This is a genomic window from Paenibacillus hubeiensis, assembly GCF_032334105.1.
In the GTDB taxonomy this organism is placed as follows: domain Bacteria; phylum Bacillota; class Bacilli; order Paenibacillales; family Paenibacillaceae; genus Paenibacillus; species Paenibacillus hubeiensis.
The window spans coordinates 147,403-167,087 of sequence record NZ_JAVYAE020000002.1 but is presented as its reverse complement, the minus strand read 5'-3'; the positions used below and the strand labels follow the sequence as shown (position 1 = coordinate 167,087).

Sequence of the window (19,685 nt, the reverse complement as noted above, 5' to 3'; positions counted from 1 at the left end):
TAGCCGTCGGCTGCAAGGAGTGATTAATGATGAACACCTGGAAACAGCACATATTATTCGATCTCGACGATACGCTCGTCTATTGCAACAAATACTTCAACCTCGTGCTTGGCGAGTTTTTCGAAAATATGCAGGAATGGTTTAAAGGCGATGCCTTGTCCGTTCAGCAGGTTCGGGACAAACAGCTGGAGATCGATGTTACGGGAGTAAACAAAGTCGGCTTCGCGAGCCATCACTTCCCTCAATCGCTGATTGACACGTATCGCTACTTTTCGCAAAAGTATAAACGACCGACGGCTGCTTCCGAAGAGGCTTACCTGCACAAGCTGGGAATGAGCGTATACGAACAGGAAGTCGAGCCTTACCCGCACATGGTCGAAACGTTGGAGAAGCTGAAATCGGAAGGACATTCCCTTTATCTGTATACCGGCGGGGAAAAAGTCATTCAACAGCGCAAAATCGATCAGATGAAGTTATCTCTTTACTTCGATGACCGGATCTATATCCGGCAGCATAAAAACATCGAAGCATTGGAGGGTATTCTGTCAAACGGACCGTTCGACCGCACTGCAACCTGGATGGTGGGCAACTCGCTTCGCACGGATATTATGCCGGCAGTAACGGCGGGCATCCACAGCATTTATATCAAACAGCCGAACGAGTGGCAGTATAACATCGTGGAGCTTCAGCCCAACCCTGATGTGTCCATGTACACGATCACTGCCTTGAAAGAAGTGCCAGAGATTATTCATGAAAATCTGCAGCACCATGCAAAACGAATCTATCGGCACCAGTCGAAATGAGATAGGACTCTTTGCTTCTTTGATCCGTCTTCCGAATTAGTCATAGGGCACTGAAGCCAAAATGAAGAACCCAACCACAAAAAAGGACCCGTCTCTATCTCTCGGGTCCTTTTTTGTCATTCCAGTTTTGGCTCGTGCCGTTATCGATCGGCGCCAACCATACGCCTAAACACGTTCTGCAGACAACTTACCAGTGGAGCGGTCCTCAAGGATAATCCTCGCCTTAACGGTGCTCCCGTCTTTCCGTTTAAAGGATAGCACCTGAGTGCTTCCTTTCTCAATCAGCGACTTCAGCATCGTGCCCGTAATTTTTTTGCCCGCATATTCTTTCCAAATGACGAATCGACAGCCTTCCTTATAGCGGGTGCATCCGAAACCTTTATTGCCCTCGATAATATGTCCCGTACACCCCTGCGAAGGACATGAACCTAAAGCTTCCCTGCTTCCTGCGGTTGCCTTCTCCGGGGCTTTGATCGTGCCTGTAGGGGCTGCTGCAGCTGTTCTGCTTCGCGTCGCAACCGACTCCGCCTGCCGAGAACCTGTTGAAGACGAGCTGCTTTTGCGTGCACGGTTTCCTTTCCCTTTGCCCTTGCCGCGGCCGCCACGCGCTTCGTCACCAAACGCGTCCGCCGGAGCCGGTGTCTGGACACGCACTTTATCGATGATAGATAACGTAAACTTTTTCACGTTTTCCATAAATTTATCTTGGCCTGCTTCGCCTTTGGAAATTTGGTACAGCCTTCGCTCCCACTGGCCGGTCATTTCGGGCGAAGTCAACAGGTCGACCCCGGCACGCCGAATCAACTCGATGGCCGTTCGCCCTTTCAGCGTCAATTGCATCTTTTTCCCCTGCATGGTGATATAACCGACGTTTTTGAGCCGTTCGATCGTAGCTGCCCGCGTTGCAGGGGTGCCTAGGCCGCTGTCTTTCATCGCGTCGCGAAGCTCCTCGTTCTCGATCTGTTTGCCCGCACTTTCCATCGCACGCAACAACGTGCCTTCGGTATAGCTTTTCGGCGGCTGGGTCGCCTTCTCCTTGCATTCGCTTTTGTGGCACTGCACCGGGAGCTCAGGCCGCACCGAGAACGCCTTGTCCGTCCATTCTTCGGGTTCCTCCTCCTCCTGAGCACCGGCTTTGCCCCTCTTTTTGCCCGACGTCTTGCCCTTTTCCTGATCCGCTGCGGGAAGAACCGCTTTCCACCCCAACGAAATGAGTTCTTTTACGGATGTTTTGAAGGTGTGTTTCTCCACCTCGGTCAGAACCGTATGCTGCTTATACTCTGCCGGAGGATAAAAATGGGACAAAAATCGCCGGACGATCAAATCGTAAATGTTCTGCTCGTCCTTCGACAACGTCCCCGGCCGCTTCAGCGTAGGCAGGATGGCATGGTGATCCTCCACCTTGGATGGATTGCAGACACCCTTGTTGTTTTTATGCACCAATTCAGGCTTCGCGCCTTGGGCAAGCTCACTGTATGCTCCTGTTTTGAGCATGTTCAGCGTTTTATGCATGCCGTCCAAATTTTGTTCGGTCACGTAATTGGAATTGGTCCGCGGATACGAAATGACCTTGTGCTTTTCATAAAGGGCTTGTGCAATATCTAACGTTTTTTTCGCGCCGTAACCGAATTTCGCATTGGCCTCCCGCTGTAAAAGGGTCAAGTCGTATAACCGGTACGGATACTCCTTTGTCGGTTTCGCCTCGTATTTGGCAATGCGGCCCGTCTTCCCCTTTACGCTCGCTGCAATGCCCTCCGCCGCCTCAAGATCAGTCAGCTTGTCTCCTTGAACCTGCAGCACTCCGCGGTACTCCACATCCTCCTGGCGGAACCAAGCAGCAACCTCGTAGTAAGTCTGGGACTGAAAAGCTTCGATCTCCGTTTCACGGTCATAGATCAGCGCCAAAACAGGGGTCTGCACACGCCCCACGGACAAAAGCGCATTGTGGCGGGTCGTGAACGCTCTCGACGCATTCATGCCGATTAACCAATCGGCCTCGCTTCGCGCACGCGCAGCATGTGTCAGATTTTCGAATTCGGAAGCATCCTTTAGCCCTGCGAATCCCTTCCGTATGCTTTCGGCCGTCAGGTCCGATATCCACAGTCGTTTGACCGGTTGACGAAGCTTTAGCTGCTGCTGGATCAATGCAAAAATGTATTGTCCTTCACGCCCCGCATCGCAAGCATTAACGATCATGGAGCATTTTTTGGCCAGTTCACCGATCGTTTTCAGTTGATCCTTCGTTTTCGGGTTAGGGACAATTTTGAACTGGTCCGGAATGATCGGCAAATCCGCGAGGTTCCAACGCTTATATTTGCTATCATAAGCATCCGGTTCTGCAAGTCCGAGCAAGTGTCCGATCGCCCACGTAATGATATAGCTTTCGCCTTCCAGATACGTGCGATTGTTCTTGGCCCCGGGTTCCATAACGGCGGCAATGGTTCTCCCCATGTCCGGTTTCTCCGCGATAACCAGTGTCTTCATCCGTCTCAATCTCCTCCTATACCGTCACATGACGGCAAAAAGGGCCTTCCGCCCACGGAAGCCCCTGCTTCTATAATCCATTATATCAGATTTTGATCGCGGGAGCATCCTCCCCCATTGAATTAACCCACTGCCGGTTCATTCACGGCTTGCTTCTGTCTGCATTCGCGGCACACGCCTTGGAAATCCAGACGATGATCCATCACTTTGAAACCGTACTGTCGTTCCACCATCTGCTCCAGTTTCAACAATCCATCCTCCATAATCTCCTCCACGCTTCCGCAGTGCATGCATATCAGATGATGATGATGGTGCGACCCGTCCGTGCTGCGGAGATCAAAGCGGGCAGCCCCGTCGCCGAAGTTGATTTTTTCCACAACCTGCAGATCGCTAAGCAGCTCCAGCGTGCGATAAACGGTAGCCAGACCGATTTCGGGAAACTGCTCCTTCACCAGCAAAAACACTTCTTCTGCGCTAAAATGGTCCTTTTCATGCTCCAGAAGCACTCGGACCGTGACTTCCCGCTGCTGCGTCAGTTTGTACCCTTTCTCGACCAGCTGCTTCTTTATATATTGAATTTGCTCTTGAATGGATTTGCCCTGGTTATTTGTCATAGCAGGCCGCACCTCCGAAATATATGTTTTCGTGTAAATGACTACTTCAATCTAAATATTGCTTTGGTTAGTCGTTGTCAGAATATCTTATTTATAATAATTATAATCTAATAATAAGTCTTTCTGGTTAAAAAAGCAATGCCGCAGATCATACTTTCGATCACACTTTCAATGAAGAAACCGCGCTATCGCATTCATAGCAAAAACCCCCCGCATTTCTGCGGAGGGTTTGTTTGCAGCCAAGTTAAATCATGCTGGCAAAACATGCAAAACTATTATTTTATAAACGTATTATACGAGAACGGTGGAACCCATCAAATATTTATCCACTTCGCGAGCTGCTTCGCGTCCCTCATTGATTGCCCATACAACCAGGCTTTGGCCACGACGCATGTCGCCTGCGGCAAACACTTTATCCACATTGGTGTTGTATTTGCCATAGCGTGCTTTCACGTTGGTACGGCGGTCCGTCGCCAGGCCAAGCTGTTCCACCAACGTTTGCTCCGGTCCGTCAAAACCGATGGCGATCAACGCCATTTGCGCAGGGAATACGCGCTCCGTGCCAGGAATCGGCTGATAGATTTTGCGGCCCGTTTCGTCCACGATCCGTTCAATTTGAACCGTGTGCAATTCTTTAAGGTTGCCTTCATCGTCACCCACAAACTTGGTTGTCATGATCGAAAACTCGCGCGGATCTTGACCAAAGATGGCTTTGGCTTCTTGTTGCGCGTAATCCAGTGTATATACGTTAGGGAATTGCGGCCAAGGGTTATTGATTTGATCGCGCTCCAGCGGAGCTTTGGCATGGGTACCGAATTGGGTTACGGTACGGCAGCCATGACGGAGGGATGTCGCCACGCAGTCCGAACCGGTGTCTCCGCCACCGATGACAATAACGTCTTTTTGTGCTGCAGACAGGTAATTTCCGTCTTCGAGTTTGGAATCCAAATAACTTTTGATGCTTCCGTTCAAAAAGTCCATCGCATAATGCACGCCGTTCAATTCGCTGCCTTCGATGTTGAATTCACGCGGTTTGGTTGCGCCGCCGCACAACACAACAGCATCATATTCGTCAACCAATTGCTGTGCAGGTATGTCCTTGCCGATCTCCGTATTGGTCACAAACTGGATGCCTTCAGCCTCAAGCAGGTCGACACGACGTTGTACGACTCTTTTATCCAGTTTCATGGTCGGGATTCCGTACGTCAGCAAACCGCCAACGCGGTCAGCACGCTCGTACACCGTAACGAGATGGCCGGCTTTGTTCAACTGCGCTGCTGCGGCAAGTCCTGCAGGACCGGAGCCAACGACGGCTACGCGTTTGCCTGTACGCTTTTCAGGCGGTTGGGGTACAACCCAGCCTTCTTCAAATCCTTTTTCGATAATCGCTTCTTCAATCGTTTTGATGGTAACCGGCTGCCCGATCAACCCGACCGTACAGGAGCCTTCACACGGAGCAGGACATACACGTCCTGTAAATTCAGGGAAATTGTTGGTTTTGTGCAGGCGATCGAGTGCCTCTCTCCACAAACCGCGATACACCAAGTTGTTCCACTCCGGAATCAAGTTATGCACGGGACAGCCCGACGTACCGCCGATCATATCTATACCTGTATGGCAGTAAGGAGTTCCGCAATCCATGCAGCGCGCCCCTTGCGTTCTCAGCTCTTCTTCCGCCATATGTTTATGAAACTCTTCCCAATCCTTGATACGCTCTGCAGGCTCCCGATCCGCGGGCAGTTGGCGTTTGTATTCCATAAATCCAGTAGGTGTAGACATCTTACATTTCCCCCATCCGTTCTTTTATCTTAATCCCTTCATAACCAGGCCCTATATGAATGAATTATGCAAACTTCTCATTTTTTGAATATTGTATCACAAAATCTTGTCGAAGATATTTCAATAATAGTAGCATTTCAACATTTGAATATTAAATGGATTATCCGCATAATAATTTGTATTTTATACATCATAGAGGGCCAAAGGACCGCAGGTCAACAACCGGATTTTGGTTATCCAGATACGGGTATTTCGTCTTGCACATTACTTGATCATAAAGAAAAATGAATGCACGTTACGTAAATGTGAGATAATTTGCCATCAAAATCAACGTTTTAAGTAATAAAAGCTAGACAAGTTGAACGAATTGTTCGGATTTAAAGCTTTACAACGGTAAAAAGGCACATCGTTTATACTTTTTCACCAAAATATATAAACCCAATTCACATTTCATTCCTGATGTTGGTACTTTTTATGTTAGTTTTATGTAAAATCTTCGGTCAGACCTTCATATCCGTTTTTTTCGCTCGAGAATAAAAAAAGGGCTACTGTCACGAACCATTCGTAACGAGCGCCCTTTTTCTGCGTGCATCATTTTTTGGGATCTTGACCTTTGATGTCATATCTGGGCTCTTTGATCTCAACGTATGCTTTATTTACTTTTTTCGTTCATAAAATTCAAACGTGTAGGGGTAAATATTTTTTTCGTCCTGTTCGCCTTCGATCTGCTCAACGAGCTCCCACTCCGACCAATCGATGTTGGGAAAAAAGGTGTCCGCTTCAAAATGTTCGTGAATTTTGGTCACAACCAACCGATCGGCAAACGGAAGGAATTCACGATAGATCTCGGAACCCCCGATCACGCACAATTCTTCGCCTTGGGTTGCACTCAGACCTTCTTCAATCGTATGGACCACTTCTGCCTGTTCAACCTTATAGTCCAGGTCCCGCGTAATCACGATGTTTCGGCGCTGCGGCAGCGGTTTGCCACCGAAAGATTCCCACGTTCTGCGCCCCATGATGATGGTTTTGTTCAACGTACGCTGTTTAAAAAAAGCCATGTCTTTCGGCAATCGCCAAGGGATCGCATTATTAAGGCCGATCGCTCCGTTCTCTCCCATGGCCCATACCAGTTCAATACTCATGTGTATGCACTCCTCTCACCGGATGCAATCAGATGGCAACCGGGGCTTTGATTCCAGGATGATGCTGGTAGTTCTCGAATTCGAAATCTTCAAACTTGTAGTCGAAAATCGAATCCGGTTTGCGTTTGATCACCAGCTTCGGCAATGCAAACGGCTCACGTTCCAATTGGGTTTTGACTTGTTCCAAATGGTTCGAATAGATGTGCACATCTCCTCCGGACCAAATGAACTCGCCCACTTCCAGATCGCACTGTTGAGCGATCATATGGGTTAATAACGCATAGCTGGCGATGTTAAACGGCAGTCCAAGGAACGTGTCCACCGAACGCATGGTCAACATACAGGATAATTTACCCTCAGCCACGTAAAACTGAAACGCAAAATGGCATGGCGGAAGCTTCATGCGATTGATTTCGGCCACGTTCCACGCGCTAACCAGATGGCGCCGGGAATCGGGATTGTTTTTGATCGCGTCCACCACGGCAGCGATTTGGTCGATTTTTTCGCCACTCGGAGCTTCCCAGGTCCGCCATTGCGACCCATATACCGGGCCAAGATCGCCGTTCTCATCCGCCCATTCATCCCAGATGCTCACGCCGTTATCCTTCAGGTAGCGAATGTTGGTATCTCCGCTCAGAAACCATAACAACTCGTGAACGACCGATTTCAGATGGATGCGCTTGGTCGTAACCAGCGGAAAACCTTCGTTCAGATCAAAGCGCAATTGGCGCCCAAAGACGGACAATGTGCCCGTGCCCGTGCGGTCTTCTTTGTGAACCCCGTTGTGCAGCACGTCCTGCAGCAATTCCAGATAATTTTTCATGTATTCATCGCCTCACAGTCGTTTCTATATAAGTTTGAACGAATGGTTTTACATCGAGCCACTATGTAGTCAGAACCATATTCCGATTGCTGTTATCCCAGATTTTTTTGACTCCTTTTTCAAGGAGGACATCTGTCGATAAGTCTCAACCTCTTGGAGAAGCTCATTGTAACAGTTTATCATATATCATTCTTTCACGGAAAGGCATCATTATTCGGTGACTTCACACTTCGCATATTTCATAACCCAGTCAACGAAAAGTTTTCCGCTTTTCATCCTCACTGTGTTCGAAGGTTGTCGTTTCGTGCAAGTCAAAAAAAAGGACAGGTAACGCTGTGGCGTTACCCATCCCTTGTACGTTCATCTATAAGGCCGGACGAATCCAAGGCCATTGCTGTTCTGAATTAACGGGAAATGATGTGGATCGGATGACCCATAACCAGTTCCGCTGCTTCCATCACGATTTCGCCCAATGTTGGGTGAGCGTGAATAGTCAGAGCCAAGTCTTCCAGAGTTGCACCCATTTCGATAGCGAGACCCAGCTCAGCAATCAAGTTGGAAGCTTCCAGACCTACGATTTGGCAGCCCAGAACAAGGCCGTTCTCTTCGTCAGCAACGATTTTTACGAAACCTTCGGCATGGTTCAAAGATACGGCACGGCCGTTACCCGCATAAGGGAATTTGCCTGCTTTTACTTTGTAGCCTTTTTCTTTGGCTTCTTTTTCAGTCAGACCTACGCTGGAGCACTCAGGATCTGTGAACACAACAGCCGGCATACATTTGTAGTCAACTACGGACGGTTGTCCTGCAATGGCTTCTGCAGCCACTTTACCTTCGTAAGAAGCTTTGTGAGCCAATGCCAGACCAGCCACGATATCACCGATTGCGAAGATATGAGGAATGCTAGTGCGTCCTTGGTGGTCAACTTTAACGAAGCCACGCTCATCAGTTTCAACACCGATCAAGTCCAGACCCAGTTCTCCGTCTGTGTTTGGACGACGTCCAACCGTTACGAGCAGATAGTCTGCAGTAATTTCTTTGGACTCGCCGTTTACGGAATATTTAACCGTTACGTCTTTGTCCGTTTGCTCAGCGCTTTCCGCTTTTGCACCCGTTACGATTTCGATGCCGGTTTTCTTCATGTTTTTAGCCACAAGGCTCGTCATGTCTTTATCGAAACCTGGCAATACCGTGTCCATACCTTCGATGATCGTTACTTTCGCACCGAATTTGGAGTACATTTGACCAAGCTCGGCACCGATATATCCGCCACCGATCACGATCAGGCTTTTCGGTACTTCAGGCAGGTTCAACGCTTCTGTCGAGGACAGAATGCGACCGCCGAACGGGAAAGGTTTCAGTTCGATTGGACGGGAACCTGTTGCAATGATTGCATTTTTGAATTTGTAACGCGGAGATTCGTGATCGTTGAATACACGCGCTTCGTTTTCGTTGATGAACATGCATTCACCGTTGAAAACTTCAACTTTGTTGCCTTTGAGCAAGCCAGTCACGCCGCTAGTCATTTTCTTAACAACGCCGTTTTTGAATTCTTGCGTTTTGGCAAAGTCCACTTTTACGTTCTCCGCAGAGATACCAAAAGCGTCGCCATGCAATGCACTTTCATATTGATGCGCAGCCGAGATCAGCGCTTTGGATGGAATACATCCACGGTTCAAACATACGCCGCCCAGTTCGGATTTGTCTACGATCAATACGCTTTGGCCCAGTTGTGCAGCACGGATGGCAGCTACATAGCCGCCAGGTCCTGCACCAATTACCAATGTGTCGATATTGAGAGAAGCGTCGCCTACTACCATATCTTACACCTCCATAACAAGCAGCTCAGGGTTAGCGAGCAGCTGTTTAATGTAGTTCATAAAGTTTTGTGCTGTTGCGCCATCGATGATACGGTGGTCAAAGCTCAAGGACAGAGCCATTACAGGTGCTGCAACGATTTCGCCGTTTTTCACAACCGCTTTTTCGCTGATGCGTCCGGTTCCGAGAATAGCAACTTCAGGGAAGTTGATGATCGGAGTGAAGAACATGCCGCCAGCGGAACCGATGTTCGTGATGGAGATCGTGCTGCCTTTCATTTCGTTAGGGCTCAGTTTGCCGTCGCGGCCACGAGCTGCCAGGTCACGGATGGAATCAGCGATCATCCAGATGGATTTACGATCAGCATCTTTGATAACAGGAACGATCAAGCCGTTGTCTGTATCTGTAGCGATACCGATGTTGTAGTATTTTTTGTATACAATTTCGTTAGCTTCTTCATCAATCATCGCGTTAAGAGCCGGGAATTGACGGGAAGCCGCAACCAGAGCTTTAACGATGAATGGCAGATAAGTCACTTTTGTGCCTTTTTTCTCTGCAATTGGTTTCATGCGAGTGCGGAACGCTACCAGTTCAGTGACGTCCACTTCATCCATGATTGTAACGTGTGGAGCTGTGTAAGCAGATTTAACCATGGCATTGGAAATCGCTTTGCGGATTCCTTTGAATGGTACGCGTTCTTCTTCCAGACGCGCATCTGCTGCTGCGGCTGCCGGAGCAGCGGATTTTTTCTCTTCTTGAGCTGCTGGAGCTGCAGAAGAAGCTGCTGCTTGGCCGCCACCGTTTTTGAAAGCTTCAACGTCTTCTTTGGTTACTTTGCCGTTGTTGCCGGTGCCGTTCACTTGAGCAATGTCAACGCCTTGCTCACGAGCAAACTTGCGAACGCTTGGCGTAGCCAAAACGTCTTTGGCCGGAGCTGCTGGAGCAACGTTGTTGCTTGCTTGAGCAGGGGAAGAAGCGTTAGTGTCTGCTCCGCCTTGAGCCGCATCTTTTTCTTGTTCAGCTTGATCGCCAGCGTCATCGCCTTGATCCGGAATGTCACCTTCTGCATCGATGATCGCAACAACTTCGCCAACGTGGCAAACTTGACCATCTTTTGCAAATACTTCAGTTACTGTTCCGTTAACCGGACAAGGAACTTCAACGACCGCTTTATCGTTCTGTACTTCCATGATGATGTCGTCGTCTGTTACCTTGTCACCGGGTTTGATGTGCATCTTGATGATTTCGCCTTCGTGCAGGCCTTCACCCAGTTCAGGGAATTTGTATTCAAATTTAGCCAACTGAAAAACCTCCTTGATTATGTGCTCAATCCTGAAAACAACCCTTAGCTCCAAGTCTATTACCGTTACTGCGAGAGCAAATAACTGTGACTACTCAAGGGGCTAATGGCTGTTTTCAGTGCAGCTTTGCAGCTGCGATGTGAATCACCATACTGCGCCTTGCGGCATGTCAGATGATTGAATTAAAACTCAACTACTTTGTTCACTGCATCGATGATCCGAGCAGGAGTAGGCAGCCAAGCATCTTCGATTTGCGCGAAAGGATATACCGTGTCAGGACCTGCTACGCGCAGAACCGGCGCTTCCAGGTGCAGGATAGCTTTTTCATTGATTTGGGCAATGACTTCAGCCGCAACGCCTGCGCTCTTTTGAGCTTCTTGAACCACGATAGCGCGGTTGGTTTTTTTGATGGAAGCAACGATGGTATCGATATCGATCGGGCTAACCGTACGCAAGTCGATAATTTCAACCTTGATTCCTTTTTTCTCCAACTCTTCAGCAGCTTTGATGGACGTGTGCACCATCATGCCGTAAGTAACGATCGTTACGTCCGAACCTTCGCGAACCACGTTCGCTTTACCCAGTTCAACCACGTAGTCTTCTTCAGGAACCTCTGCACGGAAAGCATGGTACAGGTTCAAATGCTCCATGAAGAATACAGGGTCATTGTCGCGGATGGAAGCGATCATCAAACCTTTTGCATCGTAAGGGTTCGAAGGGATTACTACCTTAATACCCGGAGTTTGCGCAAGCAAACCTTCCAAAGCGTCTGTATGCAATTCGGCTGCTTTTACGCCGCCGCCGTAAGGTGTACGGAAAACGATTGGGGAGTTGTATTTGCCGCCGGAACGGTAACGCATGCGCGCAGCTTGCACAACCATTTGGTCAAGGGCTTCGAAAATGAAACCTACGAATTGGATTTCGGCAACCGGACGGAAGCCTTGAATACCCAAACCTACAGCCAGACCGCCGATTGCGGACTCAGCCAGCGGTGTATCGAATACGCGCTCTTCACCAAATTCTTTTTGCAGTCCTTCCGTTACACGGAAAACGCCGCCTACATGACCTACATCTTCACCGAAAAGCACAACGTTAGGATCACGTTTCAATTCAACGCGAAGCGCATCACGGATTGCTTCTTTCATGTTCATTTGTGCCATTTGCTTCATTTCCTCCTTAAACATTGACAGTTCACATTCTCGAAATCACACAAGGAACCGTAATCCGGACGATCGTCCGGACACGATATATGCTTTTAATGGAAAAAACTTATTGGAAGTCTGCTTTTTGCTCTTCCAAGTGCTTAGGCGTATGTTCGAACATGCTGTCAAGCAAGCCTGGAATCGTCATTTTTTCTGTTTTTTCCGCTTTTTTGATCTCGTCGTTGACTTTCGCTTTTGCTTCTTCTTTCACGCGAGCTGTATCTTCTTCGGTCCACAGACCTTTTTTCTCCAGATATTTCGCAAAACGCGCGATTGGATCCTTTTCGCTCCACTCTGCTTCTTCATCTTTGGTACGATATTTGGAAGCATCGTCCGAAAGGGAGTGAGGACGGAAACGATACGTTACGGCTTCGATCAATGTTGCGCCTTCGCCATTGCGGCCGCGCTCAGCAGCTTCTTGAACCGCTTTGATGACAGCCAGAACGTCCATACCGTCAACTTTAACGCCTTTGATCCCTGCTGCAACCGCTTTATGAGCGATGGACAATGCAGCGGTTTGTTTAGCAAACGGAGTTGTGATGGCGTAGCCGTTGTTTTGCACAAAGAAAATAACAGGCAGTTTGTAAACGCCGGCATAGTTCAAACCTTCGTAGAAGTCACCTTCGGAAGAACCGCCGTCACCTGTATATGTGATAACGACTTGTTTTTGTTTTTTCAATTTGTATCCCATTGCAATCCCCATCGCGTGCAGGATTTGCGCGCCGATGATGATTTGCGGCATCAATACGTTAACGCCGTCAGGCACTTGGCCACCATGCTGATGTCCACGGGAATACAGGAATGCTTGGTACAATGGAAGTCCATGCCATACGAGCTGCGGAATGTCGCGATAGCCTGGGCAGATAAAGTCTTCTTTTTGAATGGCGAATTCACTACCCACCATTGTTGCTTCTTGTCCGGATACCGGAGCATAGAAACCGAGACGGCCTTGGCGACCGAGGTTAACTGCACGATCATCCCAAGTGCGGGTAAATACCATGCGGTACATAATTTCTTTTAATTGATCGTCGGAAAGTTCTGGCAACTTGTCTTTGTTAATAATTTCACCATCCGGAGACAGTACGGACAGAGCTTCTACTTCCTCCGTGTATACTTCATAAGGAACCTTGCTCATTTTTTTCTTCACCTCAACAAAAAGTTTGAATATCAAGTTCCGCTGTTATAGAATTATTATACACCTGTTTCACCGCATACGTCAAAGAAATCCGTAATTTTTTTATATTCCCTTTCGGATTGTATGTATAACAGGAGATGAATAATGGTATAACAGCATAGTACATGGCTGCTGGTCTGACCTATCCGCGCACAAGGTTAATCTTACCGTATTGTGCAGTTGAATGCAAAAAAATAACCGAGAAAGGTGACGTTTTATGACGGATTCCCGCTATTTGAAACGGACGATTGTGAAAGAAGAAATCGAGAGTCGCCATCTTGGCGAAAAGCGCGTCCTGCGCATCTACCTTCCCCCGGGGTATAACGAACTGCTAACTTATCCTGTCGTTTATTGTCAGGACGGAGAGGAGTTTTTCAATTTTGGACGCATCGCGACGACGGCGAACCGGATCATCCTGGATGAAGGCGCCGAGCCGTTCATTATTGTAGGCGTTCAGGTGGATGTCTCGGTGAGAACCCAAGAGTATGCTCCGTTCGGCGATCGCTTCAAAGCATACACGGCCTGCTTCGCTGAAGAGATTATTCCCTATGTGGAAGAGAAATATCCTGTACGCCGCTCTCCCCAGGAACGTGTGCTTGCGGGAGATTCCCTCGGCGGCAGCGTATCGCTGCACCTCGCCCTGCTTTATCCTCACCTTTTTAACCGGGTCATCAGCCTGTCAGGAGCCTTCTATTCCGCTTCCCAAGAAATTTACGCTGCTGAGGAAGACTTGTCGTGGCTGAACATCTGGATGATCGTTGGCTTGCAGGAGGATGCATTTGAATCCGATACAGGCATCTACGATTTCGTGCAGCTGAACCGCGATACGCGCGACATTTTGGAGAACCGCGATGCGGTTGTATCGTACCGGGAAAAAGACGGGCGTCATCAATGGGGGTTTTGGCAAAAAGAGCTCCCCGAGGCTCTGCTTTATTTCCTGAGCGAGCGCTAACAACATCTGTCCGGCGGCGGCTGAAAGGCCGCTTTTTTCCCGGCATATTTGTTAGCGTTTACATTCAAGATCAAAAAAGAAGCAGGACGCCCTGCTCTTTCAGTCGCTTTTTGTTGCGCTCAGTATGGAAGAATTCCGAAATGTTATAATGATAGTGAATGATCACTTTCAATCCGTTTCAATAATGCGTCGCACCCGGCATCCACGAGTCTGTAAACCTCTTCGAAATTCCCCGTATAATACGGATCAGGCACTTCGCGCAACGTCTCATCAGGCAGCAAATCCATCAATTTGAGCAGATCGGCTTTCTCTCCGCCAATGACTTTGCGTACGTTCGCCACGTTGGAATCATCCATGCACACAATATAATCGAACTGTTCAAAGTCTGTACTTGCGAATTGCCTGGCGGCCATATTGGCATAGGAAATCCCGTATTCATCCAACAATTGGCGCGTTCCTTCATGAGGCGGCTTCCCGACATGCCAATTGCCTGTCCCAGCCGAGTCTACGCGAATTCGGTCCTGCAGTCCGCGCTGCTCTATTTTGTGCCTCATCACCGCCTCGGCCATCGGGGATCTGCAGATGTTCCCCAAACATACAAACAAAACATGAATCATCTCGTTACTCCCCTTTTCCGAACGTACGATTTAATGAGCTTTGTGCCGCCTGAGGCTGCACACGATCCGCCTGTACCAGCGAACGGCGCGGAAGCTTCCATTTATAATGGACGGAACACATCCGGAAAAATACGACCGCAACAAATCCGATAAGCAATCCCGTATTGGTTGTCAGCCAGCCCATTCCGATCGCAAACCCGGCAGCGATCGCCCATACCGCATAGATTTCATCCCGCAACACCAAAGGTTTGCGTCCTGCCAACAGGTCGCGAATGATACCCCCGCCGATGCCTGTCATCACTGCTGCCACAATGACCGCACTGATGGGATGACCCATGTTAACGGCATATAGGGCACCCTGAATCGCAAAGGCGGCAAGTCCAATGGCATCGAAGAGCGCTTCCGTCCGCTTCCAATGTCCGATCCATTTCAGCGGGAGCACAAATGCCACGGCTACGGATACGAGGGCAAGCATAATAAGTGCGCCTTGGCTCCACAGCGTGGTCACGGGCACACCGATCAGAACATTCCTTACCACCCCGCCACCGAAGGCGGTGACCAATCCCAGCACCAGCACGCCAAGAATGTCGTATTCCTCTTCCATGGCCACGAAAGCCCCCGACATCGCAAACGCAATGGTGCCGATGATGCTGAACACTTCAAAAATGTGCAAGTCCAATTCCGTCCAAACCTCACTTTTCAAGTCATCTCCATGTCGCTCTCATCATTGTATCCGCGAGTGCCGGAATTGTGCAACTAGATTTTGTGATTTATACTGGAAGGGTTCGCAATATAATGATAAATGAAAACTTTCTTCATGGCAGGAAGGATGAATAGAATGACCATGAAACGCGTCGTCATTTTTACGGGGGGAAGCCTGTCTCCCGAATTTCTCAAAGAAATCAGGCACGATGACGTGCTCATCGCTGCAGATCGCGGGGCACTGTACCTGATCGATCACGGCATTCGACCCCACTTTGCCGTAGGCGACTTCGACTCTATTACTGACGAGGAACGGGAAAGGGTCCGCCTGAACAGTGAACGCATGATTTCCGTCGATGCCGTCGAGAAGGACTGGACGGATACGGAAATGGCTTTCGAAACCGCATTGGATATGGAACCTACCCATATTCTCATGCTGGGCGCTACAGGCACTCGCCTTGATCATACGCTTGCCAACGTACATATCATGGTCCGTGCGATGCAGCATCATATCTCTTGCACGCTTCAGGACGAACACAACTATCTGACACTGACCACGTCCGAAGCCTCGGTCGAAGATCGGGGGTATCAGTACGTTTCATTGCTGCCGTTGACGCCCGAGGTCACCGGAATCAGTCTGGAAGGCTTTCAGTACCCTCTGGATAAAGCAACGCTCCGGATGGGACAATCCCTCGGCATAAGCAACAAGCTTTTGGGACCTGCGGGGACAGTTACCATCGATAGCGGATTGCTGCTCATTATTCAGAGCAAGGATTAACGTTGGTTCATATGAAAGTTACATTTTTGTAACTTGCTGAAAAATAAAAAGAGCAACTTATTATTCGTAAAAACCTTTGATTTTCAAAGGTTTTTTCTGTTTCAAACCTTAAATGCATCCGTCAACGATTAATTTTTTGACATTTTTAATGGTATTTTAATAAAACGCTCCAAAACCAGTCACTTCAAGCACTTCAAGCTTCTACTCCAAATTTTAGGGTGTTACAAACCTGTTATACTCGCTCTAGCAAACGAAACGAAAACTTAATTTTGGAGGTACTACATGAAAACAAACATCTTTGTCCAAAAGGCCGTGACCGTGGGATTGTGCGCAGCACTTGGTTTTGGAGCCATCGCAATGACATCGGCACCTGCTGCTCAAGCAGCAAGCGCAACCGTGTCCAAAGGACAACAAATCGTCAATTACGGTAAACAATTTATGGGAACGCCATATAAATTTGGAGCATCCACTTCGACGACCAAAAATTTTGACTGCTCTTCCTTCATGAAATATATCTTTAAAAAGTATGGCGTGGACCTTCCGCGTACCAGCGTCAAACAATCCAAGGAAGGCGTAGCCGTATCCAAAGCGAACCTGCGCGTCGGAGACCTGGTATTCTTTTCGAGCGGCAGCCGTTCCACAGGCAGCAATATTACGCACGTAGCAGTTTACGCGGGCAACGGAAAGATCCTGCACACTTACGGATCTCCAGGGGTAACGTTCTCTGACCTGAACTCGGGAAACTGGAAAAAAACGTATATTAAAGCACGCCGTGTACTGTAATTTCCCTACGAATCATTGAATATATGTCTAAAATGGCCGGATCCATTAAGGATCTGGCCATTTTTAATGGGAAGAATGAAGCATATAACCCACTCCGCGCACAGTTTGAATGAGTTTGACGCCCCTACCCTTGTCCACTTTTTCACGCAAATGTTTGATATACACATCCACCACGTTCGTATCCATTTGAAAATCATAGCCCCACACTTCCGATAAGATCGTCTTCCGCGAACAGGCTTCGTTTGCATGCCGCGCCAAAAACTCCAACAATTCGTATTCTTTCGGCGTCAGCGTCAAATACTCCCCTGCCCGGCTGACTCTCCGCGAGCGCAAATTGATTTTAAGGTCATGCACCATGATAACTTCTTCGTCGAACTGCGAACCTTGAGAAAACAAGCGAAGCAAATTTCGAATCCTTGCCATCAATATACTCGGCTCGCTCTCTTGCTCGAGTATGTCGTTTGCCCCGCTGTCCAACCATTCCACAATTCGATCCGCGGATATTGCGGTCGTAATAATTATAAACGGAATGTTGTGATGGTTCTGTCCGCGATGCCACTTCAATCCTTCGTCGGGCTGGATTGTGTCTTCAGGAGCAGCGGTCCAGATGATCATGGACAGATTCTGCTTGACCATCTCCAATTGCTGCTTGTATGTACCTGCGCTGGCCAAGAGCACGGCATAGCCCTCGGCACTCAGCGCTTCTTTTAGCGACCTTGTCTGTTCCTGGACGCCAACAAGTAAAATGGTCGTTTTCATCCGTTCACCCGGCCTTGGACAAATTCTTTCTCTGTAGAGGTCGCGTGCGATCCTCCATATGTCGTTATGATGCCGAAAAACGAAAAAGTCCATTCCTCGAAAGGAACGAACTTGAATTTGGTGCACGGCATTAGCCAAAATAGCGATGGACAAGCGTGCGTGCTTCAGCAGTATCTTTGGTCCCGTGGACGAGGATCCGACCGTCTTGAAAAATAACCATCCGATGTTCCCCTAGGCTGAACGAGACCAGAAACGGATTGTGTTCCACGACCCCTTCCCCAAGCTTACCCAAACGTTCAGCGGTCTGTTGGAGATCCAGCTTCAATGGTCGGGAAGGACGGATCTGCACCGTATCCCTGCCGCAGAGCACGTCCGTTTTTTCGAGATTCGAGGCGGATAAATACGGAAATGAAGCCGATGCGCTGCACGAAGGACAATCCGGCTTCTTCGCGCCATCCACGTTGATCGTTATGTACTCGTTCCGCCACAGGTCAAACGACAGCAGCTTGCGCCTTAAGGCGCCATGATTTCCGCTAAGAAGCTTCATGGCTTCTGCAGTCTGATTGGCCGTGACCATCTGCACGGCTTGCGGAATGATTCCAGAGGTATCGCAGGTATCCCCGCCCAACGGCACCTCCCCGAGCAAACAATTCAAACAAGGGGTTTCCCCTGGCATAAAGGTGTAGGTAATCCCGTAGCTGCCTACGCACCCACCGTAAATCCATGGTTTGCGATGTTTTTGGCACATATCGTTGATCAGCAGTCTTGTATCAAAGTTATCCGTTGCATCCATCACCAGATCGACATCCGCAATGAGTTCTTCCAATTCATCCGTCCGCACATCCATGACTTTTCCAACGATGTCTACTGTGGAATTAATCTCTTTCAGACGCTTTACAGCAGCGATCGCTTTCGGCATGCGCTCCAATGCGTCCTTCTCTGCGTAGAGCTGCTGGCGCTGCAGGTTGCTCCACTCCACGTAATCGCGATCGGCGATCGTGATATGCCCGATTCCGGCACGTGCCAACGTCTCGGCGATTCCCGTTCCCAGCGCGCCTGCACCAATGATCAGTACACGGCTTCCTTTCAGCCGCTCCTGTCCGTTTTTGCCCAGCGGCGCGAATCGTTCCTGCCGTGAGTAACGGTTTTCTTGCTCTGGATGCTCGTTCGTGTTCGGGTTTGTCATGACTGAACCATTCCTTCCGCAGGACTGCTCGCTGCTGCATAACGCTTGACGGGGATCATGCCTGCCTCGTATGCCAATCTTCCTGCTTCAACGCCCATTCGCATGGCCTTAGCCATCTTAACCGGATCGCGTGAACCTGAAACAGCCGTATTAAGCAATACGCCATCTGCCCCCAGTTCCATCGCTTGGGCAGCATCTTTGGGAGAACGAAGGCCTGCATCCACAATGACCGGAACCGCAGCCTGTTCAATGATCAGCTCAAGATTGTACGGATTTATCAGCCCTTTGCCCGCACCAATCGGCGAGGCCCCAGGCATCACGGCGTGTACACCGAGCAATTGCAGACGTTTGGCCAAAATGACGTCATCCGAAATATACGGCAGCACCGTAAATCCTCTTTCAAGCAGCATCTCGCAAGCCCTGTACGTTTCGATCGGGTCGGGCAACAACGTTCGCCCATCGCCGATCACTTCTACCTTAATCATATCACAAAGTCCCGATGCCCGTGCCAATTCGGCGATGCGTACCGCTTCTTCGGCATTCGTCGCTCCAGCGGTATTCGGCAGCAACGTGAATCGACTCAGGTCCAACGTGTCGAGAAAATGCTTGCGGTCCCGCTGCTCCAAATTCAAGCGCCTTATAGCAAATGTCAGAACCTCTGTGCCTGATGCCTCAACCGCCTGTCGTTGTACATCCAAGTCTTCGAATTTCCCTGTTCCCAGCAGCAATCTCGATTCAAAGGCATATTTTCCAATGTTTAACATA

General features: G+C 49.0%; 18 protein-coding genes. 4 read left to right on the top strand and 14 right to left on the bottom strand.

Annotated elements, in window-relative coordinates; translation table 11 throughout:
- The first annotated feature begins 29 nt into the window (after positions 1–29).
- Entirely contained in the window at positions 30–803 is a 774-nt protein-coding gene (locus RSX24_RS07470) for an HAD family hydrolase (protein ID WP_236412920.1), read from the top strand.
- 165 nt (positions 804–968) lie between these two features.
- Here RSX24_RS07470 and RSX24_RS07465 read toward each other — a convergent pair whose 3' ends face one another.
- The 9 genes from RSX24_RS07465 to pdhA all read right to left on the bottom strand — a co-directional run bounded on the left by RSX24_RS07465 (position 969) and on the right by pdhA (position 13,104).
- Positions 969–3,287: a type IA DNA topoisomerase gene (locus RSX24_RS07465; RefSeq protein ID WP_343260154.1), complete on the bottom strand. Its 2,319-nt coding sequence runs from the start codon at positions 3,285–3,287 to the stop codon at positions 969–971.
- A 122-nt stretch (positions 3,288–3,409) separates the two neighbouring features.
- On the bottom strand, positions 3,410–3,901 hold the full coding sequence (gene fur / locus RSX24_RS07460) for a ferric iron uptake transcriptional regulator (RefSeq protein WP_290371401.1): 492 nt from the start codon (positions 3,899–3,901) through the stop codon (positions 3,410–3,412).
- Positions 3,902–4,192: 291 nt separating this feature from the next.
- A complete protein-coding gene (locus tag RSX24_RS07455; protein ID WP_339272872.1) occupies positions 4,193–5,680 on the bottom strand; it encodes a glutamate synthase subunit beta in 1,488 nt (495 codons plus the stop codon).
- Positions 5,681–6,336: 656 nt separating this feature from the next.
- Entirely contained in the window at positions 6,337–6,825 is a 489-nt protein-coding gene (locus RSX24_RS07450; protein ID WP_236412249.1) for a dihydrofolate reductase, read from the bottom strand.
- A 28-nt stretch (positions 6,826–6,853) separates the two neighbouring features.
- Positions 6,854–7,648 carry a thymidylate synthase gene (gene thyA / locus RSX24_RS07445; RefSeq protein ID WP_236412248.1) on the bottom strand — a complete coding sequence of 265 codons (795 nt, stop codon included), beginning with the start codon at positions 7,646–7,648 and terminating at the stop codon, positions 6,854–6,856.
- A 404-nt stretch (positions 7,649–8,052) separates the two neighbouring features.
- On the bottom strand, positions 8,053–9,468 hold the full coding sequence (gene lpdA, locus RSX24_RS07440; RefSeq protein WP_236412247.1) for a dihydrolipoyl dehydrogenase: 1,416 nt from the start codon (positions 9,466–9,468) through the stop codon (positions 8,053–8,055).
- A gap of 3 nt (positions 9,469–9,471) precedes the next feature.
- Entirely contained in the window at positions 9,472–10,767 is a 1,296-nt protein-coding gene (locus tag RSX24_RS07435; protein WP_339272877.1) for a dihydrolipoamide acetyltransferase family protein, read from the bottom strand.
- Between the two features lie 182 nt (positions 10,768–10,949).
- Positions 10,950–11,927, bottom strand: a complete 978-nt coding sequence (locus tag RSX24_RS07430; protein WP_236412245.1) for an alpha-ketoacid dehydrogenase subunit beta — start codon at positions 11,925–11,927, stop codon at positions 10,950–10,952.
- Positions 11,928–12,036: 109 nt separating this feature from the next.
- The gene (gene pdhA / locus RSX24_RS07425) at positions 12,037–13,104 is read right to left on the bottom strand and encodes a pyruvate dehydrogenase (acetyl-transferring) E1 component subunit alpha (protein WP_236412244.1); all 1,068 of its coding nucleotides are present in this window, start codon (positions 13,102–13,104) and stop codon (positions 12,037–12,039) included.
- Positions 13,105–13,360: 256 nt separating this feature from the next.
- Here pdhA and RSX24_RS07420 point away from each other — a divergent pair, with 256 nt between their 5' ends.
- Positions 13,361–14,095: an alpha/beta hydrolase gene (locus RSX24_RS07420; RefSeq protein ID WP_236412242.1), complete on the top strand. Its 735-nt coding sequence runs from the start codon at positions 13,361–13,363 to the stop codon at positions 14,093–14,095.
- 143 nt (positions 14,096–14,238) lie between these two features.
- On the opposite strand, the gene RSX24_RS07415 is transcribed toward RSX24_RS07420, so the two are convergent.
- A complete protein-coding gene (locus RSX24_RS07415) occupies positions 14,239–14,712 on the bottom strand; it encodes a low molecular weight protein-tyrosine-phosphatase (protein ID WP_236412241.1) in 474 nt (157 codons plus the stop codon).
- A gap of 4 nt (positions 14,713–14,716) precedes the next feature.
- Complete coding sequence (locus RSX24_RS07410) at positions 14,717–15,385, bottom strand: trimeric intracellular cation channel family protein (protein ID WP_236412918.1); 669 nt, start codon at positions 15,383–15,385, stop codon at positions 14,717–14,719.
- A gap of 165 nt (positions 15,386–15,550) precedes the next feature.
- Between RSX24_RS07410 and RSX24_RS07405 the strand changes: the two genes are divergently transcribed.
- Positions 15,551–16,192, top strand: a complete 642-nt coding sequence (locus RSX24_RS07405; protein ID WP_236412238.1) for a thiamine diphosphokinase — start codon at positions 15,551–15,553, stop codon at positions 16,190–16,192.
- 282 nt (positions 16,193–16,474) lie between these two features.
- A complete protein-coding gene (locus RSX24_RS07400; RefSeq protein ID WP_236412236.1) occupies positions 16,475–16,975 on the top strand; it encodes a C40 family peptidase in 501 nt (166 codons plus the stop codon).
- A 63-nt stretch (positions 16,976–17,038) separates the two neighbouring features.
- Here RSX24_RS07400 and RSX24_RS07395 read toward each other — a convergent pair whose 3' ends face one another.
- From RSX24_RS07395 to RSX24_RS07385, 3 genes are all read right to left on the bottom strand, one after another.
- Complete coding sequence (locus RSX24_RS07395; RefSeq protein ID WP_343260153.1) at positions 17,039–17,734, bottom strand: winged helix-turn-helix domain-containing protein; 696 nt, start codon at positions 17,732–17,734, stop codon at positions 17,039–17,041.
- Between the two features lie 130 nt (positions 17,735–17,864).
- Complete coding sequence (locus RSX24_RS07390) at positions 17,865–18,920, bottom strand: ThiF family adenylyltransferase (protein ID WP_236412232.1); 1,056 nt, start codon at positions 18,918–18,920, stop codon at positions 17,865–17,867.
- Positions 18,917–19,684, bottom strand: a complete 768-nt coding sequence (locus RSX24_RS07385) for a thiazole synthase (RefSeq protein WP_343260152.1) — start codon at positions 19,682–19,684, stop codon at positions 18,917–18,919. The genes RSX24_RS07390 and RSX24_RS07385 overlap by 4 nt, the downstream gene beginning before the upstream one ends.
- Position 19,685: the final 1 nt, after the last annotated feature.